Raw genomic sequence first — 13,454 nt, forward strand, 5'->3', positions numbered from 1 at the left:
TCTAACATCAATTTAAAAATGTGAGGTGAGTAGAAAACTGGACGAGAGACATACAGGGGTTTACTACTGTATATACAGGTGTTTTTCACGGACAATGGTTTGTATACAGTGGGAGAGGGCTGATAACCGATGCGACGTGCTATGTAAGATAGGAGGGAATACGAGATAGAGATTGGAAATAGGGCTTGGCCGATCAAAAAAGCGCCTTAAAAGGCGCCTTTGAAAATCAGTTCCGTTGATTCCGTCTTGCTTAGCTCGCTCGTTGCAAGCGTTCGCGCATTTGTAATTCGCCTTGGTTAAATAGGCGCACGTCGATTTTCGCCATATCGTAGCAAGCTTTACATGAGTAGTGGTGCTTGCCATCTAAATAATCGTGACGAGTTACAAGGCTAGGTTTTTTACACCAATCACAGGTGCCTTCTTCAGTGAACATTGATTTTCTCCCCACCTAGATTAATTTGAGTCGTTAGGTGTTATTTTGCGCCGGGCATTATGGCATAAAAGCGCGACTTAAGTTAAATGTCTGTTAATTTGTTTGAGAGGGAGATCGATTGCGGCGCTTGATTATATAGGTCTAAAAGCATGCTAGCCAAAGTATCCTGACCTATTTTTACTGTTTTGTAACATTTTGTGAGACGAGCTTAAAGGCATGATTGAGTCGCTTCATTTCTTCTTCACTGCCTCTTGTGTCAGGATGATAAAGCTTTGATAGCTGTCTATAGCGTAGCTTGATTGCTTGTAAATCAGGGATGTGTTGTGGTGTGTAGCCAAACATAGCACACGCGACGCTTAGCTTATGGTTCTCTGCCTGGGTTTTGGATTTCTTAAATTCTTTGAATACTTTCTCTAGCTGGCGTTTCAGTTGCTTGTTCGTAAACTCTAGCTCTTTTATTTTTTTCGCCATTCGTTGATTTTGGCTTTCCTCTTTGGCTTCAAGCGCTTTTCTATTCTGCTTAAGTTTCTTGATTACGAGAAAACTTAAGCCGCTGATGATGAGTATCGCCGCTAGCCAGATCAGCCATAAAAACTGCGAGTGTTCTACTTTGGGGTTTGCAACTGTGCTTTTCTCTTCCTGTGCTTGCTCAGCCTTTTTATCGAGCGACTTTATTTGCGAGACTTGTTTAGCTCGCAGTTGGTTGAAGCGCTGCTCTAACAGTTGGTTATAAGCTTGTTCTGCTGCTGGATTATGCTGAGAAGCCATTTGATACAAGGCTTCAGTCAATTGAGAAGTTGTGACCTTATCTGGATTGCGCTGAATAAAATCGGCGAGAAGAAAGCCACGATCGGTTGGGTCATTGAGTGCGATAGAGGTTAGCCAATATAACGCTTGTGTTTCATTTTTTTCGCCATTTATCCCTTTAGCAAAGTCGTTCGCGAGCTGTTTTTGTGCAGGGAGGTAACCTTGGTTGGCGGATTGCTCTAGCCAGTAGCGCGTTTCTGGTGAGGCTTCAGCTTCGTTTGATGCCAATAATTGTTGTGCGTACTCGTATTGTTCGATGGGGTCATTTGGAGCTTGAGAGGCAAGTGAGTAGCCAGAAAAGCTGAGGCTAAATAAGCAGAGTAGGGCAGACGTTTTGACAGACATTAATATGTCAGGCCTAACGATAATGGTTAGGCCTGCTCCGGTAATTTTTTATTATTACCGTTATGGTGCAACCAAATTACTTCAGTGGCAAGATCTGGATTTCAACACGACGGTTGCACGCACGACCTTCAGAAGTTTGGTTTGAGCAAATTGGGTTACGTTCGCCGTAGCCGCGTGCAATTGCACGACCAGGTGCAACGTTTTGAGATACTAGGAATTGACGTACGGACTCTGCACGGCGCTCTGACAACGTTTGGTTGTATGACTCACTACCTGTGCTATCCGTGTAACCGTCAATAACGAGACTGGTATCTGGGTACTCAACTAGGATGCGAGCAACACCGCGTAGAGTATTATGGATACTAGCATCAAGCTGGTAAGAGCTTGAAGAGAAGCCGATACCGTTTTCCATACGCAGTAAAAGCTGATTTTCACCAACACGCTGAACTTGTACGCCAGAGTTTAGCAAAGCGCGACGTAATTCCGCTTCTTGTTGGTCAAAGTAGTAACCAACGCCAGCGCCAGTCGCTCCGCCTGCGGCTGCACCAATGAGTGCATGCTGACGACGTTCTTTAGCATCATCACCCGTTGCTAGGCCGATTGCTGCGCCAGCGATCGCACCAATAAGCGCGCCTTGCGTGGTGGAGTTAGTTTCGTATTCACCCGTTGTTGCATTTTGGCGTTGAGTGGCTTGACAGCCAGTAAGAGCTAGCACTAGAGCTAGTGCAATAGGCATCTTTTTCAAGGGAAAATCTCCGTATAAAACTGAGGCGAAACTATGCCTCATAATGGGATGCGAATTATGAATAAACAAGCATTGATATTTGTTATGAGAAAGTAAGATTGATAAGAGTTTCTGTAAGAAAATTCCTATCAATACTGCCAAAGCTCTCAAAGTAAGCCCCATCGACATCGAAGTCATTGCTGCTTATGTGAATCCTTTACTATTCTGGCTATTTCGATGAATCGCCCAACATTTTGCGTGCTTGTTCGCCGCCCACTCCACGGTTAACTGAAACCTTTCTACCTTTCTTTAAGCCCACTTCGTAGTCTTCAGTTAGGTTTTTCATCGCTTCTTTCAATTGCTTCTTGAACGTTTCGCGGTCAATGTTTTGGAATTCTTTATCAATATAGTCATTAATTTTATTGGCCGACTCTTCATCTGGAGAAATAATTGGCAATTTTTCAATCGCGCCTTCCACCCAGCCAGATACAAATGAGTTCACACGGCGAGTCACTTCCTGAGAAGAGGTGCCGGTGCCAGCAAAGCTGTTTCGGAATTGTCCGGTACTTTCGTTCATCTCGCGATAAACAATATCGAAAGCAAATGCAGCAAAAATAGCGCGATCTGCTTCACCGATAAATTCGACACGTTTGAGCCCTTTGTGATTCAACAATACTGCTTCGACACCGAATTTTGTGTTAATGCCGCGAATCACTCGCAATATGGTAGAACTGATGTTCGCTGGTAGCAGATGAGAAGATTGTGTTTTTCCCATTCTGATGAACTCAATATCGTCTTTATCAAGACCATATTTAAGCATGAGGCGATGTGCCATTTTGATAGCATTGGCAGCCTCATTAACATTAGCGGAATTGCCCAGTTCTAAGCACTTGGCGATTTTTTTCAGAGCTTTTTGTTTATCCATCGACAACCAGTAACGAAAGCAGAAAATTTATGAAGTCAGACATATTACCTTTTTTGACATAAAAACGAAATACAAGGTGGGACTGAAGATAATTTCTGCACATAAAAAGAAGCCTCGCATTAAGCGAGGCTGGCGTTTTAGTTCGTCGTAATCAGTATGAAGTCGTACTTGTGTCTAAGAAGCCATTCTTCATTAAGATTCGTTAGAATTACAACCCGAGCTGGTTGAGCAAGTCATCGGCATCATCGTTTGATCCCGACGATTTAGATTCTTTCTCAGCCAACTGTTTACGTGTTGCCTCTAAAATGTCGTCTGGGTTTTCGTCTTCAGCAACTTCAAACTCTTCCAGTTGGATGAACTCAGTTTTATCCATTGCTAGTTCGAGATAGAAAATATTGTTGTTTTCGGTGGAGAACGTCACTCTGCGCGCTTGAGGGCGGTCAAGGTTGGTATCAACTTGTAAGATAACTTGCTTATTCAGCGCCAGCATTTTTGGTTGGTTTTGTGTGATGTTCGTTTGCAGGTCTTTACGAATTTTATTAGTGAAGTCTCCGACCAGTTGATTCATGAGTTCACCCAGAACATCGCCTACCTCGTCAGAAGTATGAGATATTGCCAGTTCTTCTTCTGGCATGCCCATATTACGCATGTAGTTGGTGTAGATCTCCAGTGCGGCTTTTGCCGTAAAATTAATCACAACTAGCCCGGTAAATCCGCCATCAAACAGAACAAAACAGCCAAAATCTGGTTTGAGGCTAGTCTTGTGGATTTTTTGCACCATTGCTGAATAATTTACTTGAGAAGATGTCGCCGAAGTAAGTACGCCAGAAACAGACTGGCAAAGTTTGAGAAGGATATCTTCAGTGGTCACAATTTTATTTTTTTTCATTCTGAAAACTCATCTAGAAACGCGATTCGTTCCCCAATGTAGGCATCAAGCGTGAAAAAATAAAGCATAAGTTTAATTATTGTATCGAGATTCTGATTTGCTCGTCTTTTTAAATGTTGTAAAGTGACGAAATTCAAAGAATATTACTTCACTAACTCTTTTGTGGTGTTTTTTCGCTTAGCGCCAATTTGTATGAGAAGTGAGCAAATAATTACACAACCCGCAGCTGATCGGATCAGCGTCGTAGGGGCAGGAAGCAAATGTTACCAAGATTACACTCGCAAACTGATGTCGATCCTCTTGTTCTTAGTTTTCTGAAAGAGCTTGAGCACGCCGGATTCACTGGTGATATCGAAAGCCAATATTCAAGCCGACTAGCGGTTGCCACTGACAACAGTGTTTACCAGCAACTTCCTCAGTCTGTCGTTCATCCCAAAACGACAGAAGATGTTTCTCTCCTCGGGAAACTGAGCAATAAAGAAAAGTACGAACGAATTACCTTTTCACCTCGTGGTGGCGGCACAGGGACCAATGGTCAGTCGCTAACCAAAGGTATTGTGGTGGATATGTCTCGCCACATGAACAAAGTGCTTGAGATTAATGAGAAAGAAGGCTGGGTTCGTGTACAAACTGGTGTAGTGAAAGACCAGTTAAATGACGCTGTTCGCCCTTATGGCTACTTCTTCTCTCCAGACTTATCTACCAGTAACCGTGCAACGATTGGCGGCATGGTCAACACCGATGCTTCTGGTCAAGGTTCTCTGAAATACGGAAAAACATCCGATCATGTTTTGTCGCTACAAGCGGTGTTTGCTGATGGTTCAATTTTAGAGTCGGACTTGTCCCATGGTTACCCAAAAGAAGGCGAGTTTGCTGCCAAGGCGCTACGTGTAACGGAATCCGTATGTCGTGAAAAACGCCAGCAGATCGTAGATAAGTTTCCTCCTCTTAACCGATTTTTAACGGGCTACGATTTAAAAAATGCCTTGAATGAAGACGGTGACCGTTTCGATATCACACGAGTACTTTGCGGCGCGGAAGGTTCATTGGCATTTATTACCGAAGCAAAGCTGAACCTGACGCCAATTCCGAAAGCGCGTACGTTGGTTAACGTTAAATACAACAGCTTTGATTCTGCACTGCGTAATGCACCGTTTATGGTAGAGGCGAAAGCGCTGTCTGTAGAAACCGTTGACTCAAAAGTGCTTAATCTCGCGAAGCAAGATATCGTTTGGCACACCGTGAGCGATTTACTTACCGATGTTCCAAATAAAGAGATGCTTGGCATCAATATGGTGGAATACGCAGGTCAGGACGAAGAGGAAGTTGCTGCTCAGGTTGCAGCGTTGACCGCCAAGCTCGATACCATGTTGGAAACAGAAGAAGCGGGCATTATCGGCTACCAAGTTTGTAACGATGTAGCGAGCATTGGGCGTATTTACAACATGCGTAAAAAAGCGGTGGGTTTGTTAGGCGCAGCAAAAGGTCGTGCTAAACCGGTCGCATTCGCTGAAGATACCTGTGTGCCACCAGAAAACCTGGCGGACTTCATTGCAGAGTTTCGAGAACTGTTAGACAGCAAGTCTCTGAATTACGGCATGTTTGGTCACGTCGATGCTGGGGTGCTTCACGTACGTCCTGCGTTGGATTTGTGTGACCCGCACCAAGAAGCATTGATGCACGAAGTTTCTGATGAAGTGGTCAAGCTGGTGGCGAAATACGGCGGTTTGATGTGGGGTGAACACGGCAAAGGTTTCCGTTCAGAATATGGCCCTGAGTTTTTCGGCGACGAGTTGTTTACTGAACTGAGACGTGTGAAAGCGGCATTCGATCCACACAACAAAATGAACCCGGGCAAAATCTGTACACCGCTGGATAGTGATGCAGAGCTTGTCAAAGTTACCGATACCAAACGTGGTTACTATGACCGTCAGATTGACGTTCAAGTACGTGACAGCTTTAAACAAGCGATGGAATGTAACGGTAACGGTTTGTGTTTTAACTACGATACCAGCTCGCCAATGTGTCCATCGATGAAAGTAACAGCCGATCGTCGTCATTCACCGAAAGGTCGTGCGGGTTTGGTTCGCGAGTGGTTGCGTCAGCTTACTGAGCAAGGCATTGATATTCTTGACTTAGAAAAGCAAACACTAGAAAACAAAACATCAATCAAAACCATGATTGACCGCGTACGTCATTCTATCAATCGTCGTCACGAGTATGACTTCTCTCACGAAGTGTATGAAGCGATGAATGGTTGTTTGGCGTGTAAAGCGTGTGCGAGTCAGTGTCCGATTAAAGTCGATGTTCCGAGCTTTCGCTCGCGCTTTTTAAACATCTATCACTCTCGTTACCAACGTCCTGCAAAAGACTATCTGGTTGCGAACATTGAGACTATGCTGCCGATGATGGCGAAAGCGCCAGGTGTCGTAAATGGTGTTTTGAAGCAGTCGTGGGTGAAAAGTTTAACGGCATCTACGGTCGGGTATGTCGATGCGCCGTTGTTATCAGTCCCCACCTTGAAACAACGAGTAGAGTCGCTGACAACGCCTTATGATCTGCAAGCGCTCAGTGGTTTGTCTTCGTCTGAAAAGAGCAAGCATGTTTTAATTGTTCAAGACCCATTCACTAGTTACTACGACGCTGATGTCGTTGAAGACTTCGTTAAGTTATTGAAAAAGCTGGGTATGAATCCGGTGCTTCTGCCGTTTAAGCCGAATGGTAAAGCACAACACATTAAAGGGTTTTTACGTCAGTTTAAGGACACAGCAGCCGACACAGCGAAGTTCTTGGCGATGGTAGCGGATCTGGATATTCCATTAGTTGGCGTCGATCCTGCTTTGGTGCTGTGTTATCGAGATGAATACGCTGAAGTGCTTGGCAGTAAGCGAGGTAATTTCGATGTACTAACAGCCCACGAATGGCTTTACCCAAGACTAGAAGCGTTTGAAAGCGGAGAGCATAAGGCGCAGGAACCTTGGTATCTGTTTGCGCACTGTACTGAAAAAACCAAAATGCCAAATGCGGAAAAAGAGTGGGGCGCTATTTTTGCTCACTTTGGTGCAGTTTTGAATACGGTACCTGTTGGTTGTTGTGGTATGGCGGGTACGTTTGGTCATGAGGTTGATAAGTTGTCGATGTCGAAAGACATTTACAATTTAAGCTGGAAGCCAAGCTTAGATAAGTTGGATAGCGAGAGATGTTTGATTACAGGCTATTCTTGCCGCAGCCAAGTGAAACGCTTTGAAGGAACGAAGCCCAAGCATCCCGTTCAGGCATTGTTAACTTTGTTGTAATCGGACTAAATCAAGCCCAGTTTTACTGGGCTTTTTAGAAACCGTATTTAGACCCTTTCAAAGGATATGAATCTTGAGAAAACTTGAACTCAAAGTCCCACCTGTTGCGGTGTTTTTGCTAGTCATACTTTTGATGTACGGACTTAAAGTTTTGACGCCGAGCATGAACATTCGAGTCCCCTTTGTTGAATTTGTAGTAGGTGTATTAACTTTGTTGTCTGGCTACATGGGCATTGCTGGCGTGTATGAATTTCGCAAAGTAAAAACCACAGTGAACCCAGTAAAACCTGAAGCGGCATCTTCTGTTGTAAGAACTGGTGTGTTTGCCTTTTCACGCAACCCTATGTACACGGCATTATTGCTTCTAATCATAGCAACTGGTTTGTGGTGGCAGCACTTGAGTGTGGTGCTTTGTGGCGTGATATTTGTCAGTTATATGAATCGGTTTCAAATCAAGCCTGAGGAACGCGTTTTAGAGCGATTGTTTGGTGAAGAGTATGTGGATTATAAAAACCATGTTCGTCGTTGGCTCTAAGCATTGCGTTTAGTTTTGTTTGGATGAGACATAAAAAGAAAGCCCAACGGTCGACGTTGGGCTTTCTTTTAGTAAACACGTTTTTTGTGCGCTTCTGATAGGGCAGTCGACTAGGCTGCCTTAACGAACTTTGCTAGGAATGCATCCTTACGTTCATTAAAGCGGCGTACAAGGTCGTCAACCGCTTCTTGGTCATATGGCTTCAAGCCACTTGCAACCATGCGCTTAATACCTTTACCAACGACTTCACCGTCTTCTTTGAACGCAAAGTTTAAGGTGACTACACCTCGTTTTCCTTCTACATCGAATGTTGCGCCAGTGAAATCCACCTCTGGATGCGTAAGGTCTAAGCGTGAAAATTCGACTTCCATGCTTTCATAAATAACTAATGGACGCTGGCAGTTAATCATCATTTGCTTCTCTTCCATAAGAGGAACCATGATGTGAGGGAAGTTCATACCAGAAAATTGCACGTAATTTGTCACTACATGCTCAATAAATGCCGGATCGTGGTTAGTTTCACCTTCACGGGACATGTGTAAGTATTCTTTACCTGCCTCGTCAACAACAGCGCTTTCTTTGTCACACTTATTTTCAATATGAAGTGCTACACCATCGTTTACCATGCCAGAGAAGTTAAAACGCATCTTTTGGCTAACGCCTTCTTTACTAAGGAGCACTGCGAAAAGTAAATCCCCAGGGACACAAAAGCGTTTGTTGTCTTCATCATGAATTGGGTTGTAGTCACCTGCGACACGTTTTGCAAAGTGGCTTGCTTGTTCGCGAGTGAACTGAAACTGGTGATTAGTGTTTGAAAAATAAGGTGTTAGAAACATAATTTTTACGTAGTAACCAAAACTGTGTGGGATTATATGCGAATATCTGCGTAGCAATGGTCCATCCAGTGAAAACTTCACCGTATCCTAACAATAAGACACTATTTCGGCGGATAAACCGTTAAAAACGCATACTTTAGCAACGCTTTTATTTGTGAAAGCAATAAACAACGACCTTTTCGCTCGCCTATCTTTTAAAGTATAGCCATCAAAGTAGACAGGCGTTCATAAACAGTGCCATCAACATGTTTAATCGTATGTAAAAAGGCTCCACGCAGAACGTAGAGCCTTCAAGTCATCATCTGTTTATTCGATGAAATGCCAGTTATGCTTAATTATTGAATACTTGGTAACAAGCTCTCTGGCATGAGCGTGTTGTGGATAGCCAGCTTAAGCAGAGTGTTTGCCTGTTCAATGTCCGGCGCAAAGTAGCGATCTTTATCGTAGAACGATACTTTTTCACGCAACATTTGTTTCGCAATCTCAATACGCTCAGAGGACTTGTTTGGCGCTCTAAAGTCTAGGCCTTGTGCTGCTGAGAGGTATTCGACAGCCAGAATACCGCGAGTGTTTTCGCCCATTTCTTTCAATCTGCGAGCCGCGAATGTTGCCATTGACACGTGATCTTCTTGGTTTGCAGATGTTGGCAAGCTGTCTACTGACGCTGGGTGAGCGAGTGTTTTGTTTTCACTTGCTAACGCAGCGGAGGTAACCTGAGCAATCATGAAACCAGAGTTCACACCACCATTGTCGACTAAGAACGGTGGCAGTTTTGATAGCGCGCTATCGATAAGTAATGCCATACGACGTTCAGACAAGCTGCCGATCTCGGCAATCGCAAGTGCTAGGTTGTCGGCTGCCATTGCAACAGGCTCCGCATGGAAGTTACCGCCAGAGATGATGTCACCATCTTCAGCAAACACCAACGGATTATCTGATACGGAGTTCGCTTCTACTTGTAATACTTCCGCCGCATTGCGGATTTGCTGTAAACACGCGCCCATCACTTGAGGCTGACAGCGCAAAGAATACGGGTCTTGTACTTTTTCACAGTTAGTGTGCGAATCACCTATTTCACTCGATGTGTCTAACAAATGACGGTATACGAGTGCTGCGTCCATTTGGCTGCGATGACCACGTACACGGTGAATGCGCGGATCGAATGGACGTCGGCTGCCGAGAGCGGCTTCAACAGACATTGCACCACAAACGGTTGCTGACGCGAAAAGGTCTTCCGCGATAAACAGGCCTTCCAATGCGAACGCTGTGGATGCCTGAGTCCCATTTAGTAGCGCTAAGCCTTCTTTTGGCGCCAGAGTGATAGGCTCTAGACCTGCGATTTTTAATGCTTCTTGCCCGGAAATGATTTTACCGTTGTGGCGAGCTTGTCCTTCTCCCAGTAATACAGTGCTCATATGGGCTAGAGGAGCTAAGTCACCTGATGCGCCAACAGAGCCCTTTTTAGGTACGCAAGGGTAAACTTGTGCGTTGACTAGGTCGGTCAGCATATTAATGACTTTTAGGCGAATCCCAGAAAAGCCACGAGACAGACTATTGATTTTTAATACCATCATCAGACGAACCGTTTCATCTGACATAAACTCACCGATACCTGCCGCATGAGAAAGAACGATACTGCGTTGCAGTGTTTCTAAATCTTCTGGTGCTATTCGTGTGTTAGCCAATAGCCCAAAACCAGTGTTAATTCCGTAAACCGTTCTATCTTCCGCGATGACTCGGTCTACGACCTGTGTGCTTTCTTCAATGGCCGGAATGGCTTCAGGATCCAAAGTAAGGTTGACTGGTGAACGGCTCACTTGGCGTAGTTCGTTTAAGCTAATATGACCTGGCTTTAGCGTTAAATTTAACATCTCTTTCATCCTTACTTGAGCTTCTTCAGTTCTTCGTTGAGCATTGGCAAATCTAGCCCTTGCTCTGCTGCACATTGTTTAGCGATATCGTATCCCGCATCAGCATGACGCATCACGCCTGTTGCTGGGTCGTTATGCAGCACGCGGGCAATACGTTCTGAGGCATCTTCACTGCCGTCACAGCAGATAACCATACCTGAGTGTTGCGAGAAGCCCATACCTACGCCACCACCGTGGTGTAGTGAAACCCAAGTTGCGCCGCCCGCCGTGTTGAGTAGCGCGTTTAATAATGGCCAGTCTGATACGGCGTCAGAACCGTCCATCATACCTTCGGTTTCACGGTTCGGGCTTGCTACAGAGCCAGAGTCTAAGTGATCTCGACCAATGACAACGGGCGCTTTAAGTTCGCCATTTTTCACCATTTCGTTGAATGCTTGACCAAGACGCTCACGATCTTTAAGACCAACCCAGCAAATACGCGCAGGTAAACCTTGGAACTGGATGCGTTCGCGAGCCATATCTAGCCAGTTATGTAAGTGCGGATTATCTGGAATTAGCTCTTTTACTTTTTGGTCGGTTTTATAAATGTCCTCAGGATCGCCAGAGAGAGCAGCCCAACGGAAAGGACCGATACCTTCACAGAATAGAGGACGAATGTAGGCTGGAACGAAGCCAGGAAAATCGAATGCGTTTTCTACGCCTTCTTCCAAGGCCATCTGGCGGATGTTGTTACCGTAGTCGAGTGTTGCGGCGCCGCGATTTTGCAGCTCTAACATCGCTTGAACTTGCACAGCCATGGATTTTTTCGCTGCTTTTACGACCATTGCTTCATCTTGCAAACGCATTTCTGCTGCGTGAGACATGCTCCAGCCTTGTGGTAAATAGCCATTGAGCGGGTCGTGTGCAGACGTTTGGTCTGTTACGACATCAGGCGTGATATTACGTTCTACCAGCTCAGAGAAAACGTCTGCTGCATTACCTAGTAGACCAACCGATACTGGTGTGTCTGACTCTTTAATGATAGCTAGCGCTTCATCTAAAGAAGTCGCTTTCTTATCGACATAGCCTGTACGTAGGCGGTAATCGATACGTGATTCATCACACTCTACTGCAATCATGGAGAAGCCCGCCATTGTACCAGCGAGAGGTTGAGCACCACCCATGCCACCAAGACCACCTGTTAGAATCCAACGGCCATTTGCGTCACCGTCAAAGTGTTTTTTTGCAACAGATACGAACGTTTCGTATGTGCCTTGTACGATACCTTGCGAGCCAATGTATATCCAGCTGCCAGCGGTCATTTGGCCGTACATCATCAAGCCTTGTTTATCGAGCTCGTTGAAGTGTTCCCAGTTTGCCCAATGCGGAACAAGGTTTGAGTTTGCGATAAGCACGCGTGGGGCATTTTTATGAGTAGGGAAAACACCAACAGGCTTGCCTGATTGAACTAAAAGCGTTTGGTCATCTTCGAGTCTTTCAAGTACTTCAACAATCTTGTCGTAACATTCCCAGTTTCGCGCTGCTCGGCCAATGCCGCCATATACAACCAGTGAATGTGGATGTTCTGCAACATCAGGATCAAGGTTGTTCATCAGCATACGAAGAGGGGCTTCGGTTAGCCAAGATTTTGCGCGCAGTTTATCTCCGTGAGGTGCACGAATTGTTCTGCTTGTATCAAGTCGTGGATCTTGTCCCTGGCGCTGTGTCATTTCAGACTCCTTTAGTTTCTCGTGATGACCAAGTACTTGCTTGGTCGTAATAATCAGTGGCATCTGGGATGCATTATGGTTTGTGCTGTTTTTCCGCCATTGCGTTGGCGATATCCCAACACAAACGGGCAGCTAATCGTGCTGTTTGACTATCGACGTCATAATTTGGGTTGTATTCGGCGATATCAGCCAGCATTAACTTATTTTTGTAATGAAGAATTCGATCTAAAAAGGGGGCAATTGTGTCGTAACTCACTCCCCGAGCTGCTGGTGCGCTGACTCCAGGTGCGGTTGCAGCAGGGAATACATCCAGATCAATAGTCAAATAGAGGTAGTCACAGTCGTCAATAAAATGCTGAAGCTGAGTTAAGTGATAACTGTGGTTTAAGTAGCAGAGCTGATTGTCCTCTACATACCAAACATTTAACGCATCTGCTTTTTCAAATAGCGCTTTAGTGTTGCTACTGCGGCTTACACCAATACAAGCGTAATGAAAGTCCCAATCGTTACGTTGACAAAAATGGTGAATTTGGTTGAAGGGTGTACCAGAGCTCGGTCTTATGTCGGCGAGGTTACTCTCGAATGCGCGCAAATCGAAATGCGCATCGAAATTGATAATGCCGATTTTAGGCTTCTTCTCTGGATGGTGCGCTTTAAAATATTCCGCTAAGCCGGAAAACGAGGCCCACGCAATCTCATGCCCACCACCCAGCACGATGACTGGCGTATGGGGCAGTGCGCTTGAAATGGTTGCTGCACATAGAGCTTGGCTCTCTTCCAGTAAGTCGTCTTCACACACCACAGTACCTAAGTCATATAGTGGGGCGTCTTGGTGCCATGCTAAATTAGCGAGTGCTCGTCGGATTAAGTCTGGCGCTTTTTTCGCGCCAATGCGTCCTTTGTTTCTCGCAACGCCAGCGTCGGTAGCAAAACCGAGTAATGAGACGCCATGCGCAACGGCACTCAACTCATCTGCTTTTTGGCGTTGAACAACGTGATGAATTCGCTGACCAAGCTTGCCGTCCTCGGCATCATGACGGCCTTGCCAATGAAATAGGGGAGAGTGTAGGTCGAATTGAGACAT

The 13,454-nt window shown here is 45.2% G+C and carries 11 protein-coding genes; 2 read left to right on the forward strand and 9 right to left on the reverse strand.

Annotation, left to right across the window (positions count from 1 at the left end):
• Positions 1-250: 250 nt before the first annotated feature.
• The 5 genes from IJ23_RS01400 to IJ23_RS01420 form a co-directional block, all read right to left on the reverse strand.
• Entirely contained in the window at positions 251-433 is a 183-nt protein-coding gene (locus tag IJ23_RS01400; protein WP_005377960.1) for a hypothetical protein, read from the reverse strand.
• Between the two features lie 177 nt (positions 434-610).
• Positions 611-1,585: a molecular chaperone DnaJ gene (locus IJ23_RS01405; protein ID WP_017634859.1), complete on the reverse strand. Its 975-nt coding sequence runs from the start codon at positions 1,583-1,585 to the stop codon at positions 611-613.
• A gap of 76 nt (positions 1,586-1,661) precedes the next feature.
• The gene (locus IJ23_RS01410; RefSeq protein WP_005377956.1) at positions 1,662-2,321 is read right to left on the reverse strand and encodes an OmpA family protein; all 660 of its coding nucleotides are present in this window, start codon (positions 2,319-2,321) and stop codon (positions 1,662-1,664) included.
• A 217-nt stretch (positions 2,322-2,538) separates the two neighbouring features.
• Positions 2,539-3,234 (reverse strand): DUF2786 domain-containing protein, encoded by a 696-nt coding sequence (locus tag IJ23_RS01415; RefSeq protein ID WP_005377954.1) that lies wholly within the window; start codon positions 3,232-3,234, stop codon positions 2,539-2,541.
• A gap of 208 nt (positions 3,235-3,442) precedes the next feature.
• Complete coding sequence (locus IJ23_RS01420; protein WP_005388843.1) at positions 3,443-4,123, reverse strand: DUF3334 family protein; 681 nt, start codon at positions 4,121-4,123, stop codon at positions 3,443-3,445.
• A gap of 260 nt (positions 4,124-4,383) precedes the next feature.
• Here IJ23_RS01420 and ydiJ point away from each other — a divergent pair, with 260 nt between their 5' ends.
• Both ydiJ and IJ23_RS01430 read left to right on the forward strand, forming a co-directional pair.
• The gene (gene ydiJ, locus IJ23_RS01425) at positions 4,384-7,419 is read left to right on the forward strand and encodes a D-2-hydroxyglutarate dehydrogenase YdiJ (protein ID WP_033905134.1); all 3,036 of its coding nucleotides are present in this window, start codon (positions 4,384-4,386) and stop codon (positions 7,417-7,419) included.
• Positions 7,420-7,492: 73 nt separating this feature from the next.
• Entirely contained in the window at positions 7,493-7,954 is a 462-nt protein-coding gene (locus tag IJ23_RS01430) for a methyltransferase family protein (protein ID WP_033905135.1), read from the forward strand.
• A gap of 110 nt (positions 7,955-8,064) precedes the next feature.
• Here the strand turns inward: IJ23_RS01430 and IJ23_RS01435 are convergent, their stop codons facing one another.
• From IJ23_RS01435 to hutG, 4 genes are all read right to left on the reverse strand, one after another.
• Positions 8,065-8,790, reverse strand: coding sequence for a DUF3581 domain-containing protein (locus tag IJ23_RS01435; protein ID WP_017821813.1), 726 nt, complete (start codon positions 8,788-8,790; stop codon positions 8,065-8,067).
• Between the two features lie 335 nt (positions 8,791-9,125).
• The gene (hutH, locus tag IJ23_RS01440) at positions 9,126-10,661 is read right to left on the reverse strand and encodes a histidine ammonia-lyase (RefSeq protein WP_033905137.1); all 1,536 of its coding nucleotides are present in this window, start codon (positions 10,659-10,661) and stop codon (positions 9,126-9,128) included.
• Positions 10,662-10,672: 11 nt separating this feature from the next.
• A complete protein-coding gene (gene hutU / locus IJ23_RS01445; protein ID WP_033905347.1) occupies positions 10,673-12,370 on the reverse strand; it encodes a urocanate hydratase in 1,698 nt (565 codons plus the stop codon).
• 73 nt (positions 12,371-12,443) lie between these two features.
• The gene (hutG, locus tag IJ23_RS01450; RefSeq protein ID WP_033905138.1) at positions 12,444-13,454 is read right to left on the reverse strand and encodes a formimidoylglutamase; all 1,011 of its coding nucleotides are present in this window, start codon (positions 13,452-13,454) and stop codon (positions 12,444-12,446) included.

The sequence above is a fragment of the Vibrio sp. OY15 genome (genome assembly GCF_000742455.1).
Classification (GTDB): domain Bacteria; phylum Pseudomonadota; class Gammaproteobacteria; order Enterobacterales; family Vibrionaceae; genus Vibrio; species Vibrio alginolyticus.

What these genes read in the sequence shown, in the direction of transcription:
- IJ23_RS01400 (WP_005377960.1), bottom strand. Translation starts at nt 433, where the DNA reads ATGTTCACTGAAGAAGGCACCTGTGATTGGTGTAAAAAACCTAGCCTT.
- IJ23_RS01405 (WP_017634859.1), bottom strand. Translation starts at nt 1,585, where the DNA reads ATGTCTGTCAAAACGTCTGCCCTACTCTGCTTATTTAGCCTCAGCTTT.
- IJ23_RS01410 (WP_005377956.1), bottom strand. Translation starts at nt 2,321, where the DNA reads ATGCCTATTGCACTAGCTCTAGTGCTAGCTCTTACTGGCTGTCAAGCC.
- IJ23_RS01415 (WP_005377954.1), bottom strand. Translation starts at nt 3,234, where the DNA reads ATGGATAAACAAAAAGCTCTGAAAAAAATCGCCAAGTGCTTAGAACTG.
- IJ23_RS01420 (WP_005388843.1), bottom strand. Translation starts at nt 4,123, where the DNA reads ATGAAAAAAAATAAAATTGTGACCACTGAAGATATCCTTCTCAAACTT.
- ydiJ (WP_033905134.1), top strand. Translation starts at nt 4,384, where the DNA reads ATGTTACCAAGATTACACTCGCAAACTGATGTCGATCCTCTTGTTCTT.
- IJ23_RS01435 (WP_017821813.1), bottom strand. Translation starts at nt 8,790, where the DNA reads ATGTTTCTAACACCTTATTTTTCAAACACTAATCACCAGTTTCAGTTC.
- hutH (WP_033905137.1), bottom strand. Translation starts at nt 10,661, where the DNA reads ATGTTAAATTTAACGCTAAAGCCAGGTCATATTAGCTTAAACGAACTA.
- hutU (WP_033905347.1), bottom strand. Translation starts at nt 12,370, where the DNA reads ATGACACAGCGCCAGGGACAAGATCCACGACTTGATACAAGCAGAACA.
- hutG (WP_033905138.1), bottom strand. Translation starts at nt 13,454, where the DNA reads ATGTCTCAATTCGACCTACACTCTCCCCTATTTCATTGGCAAGGCCGT.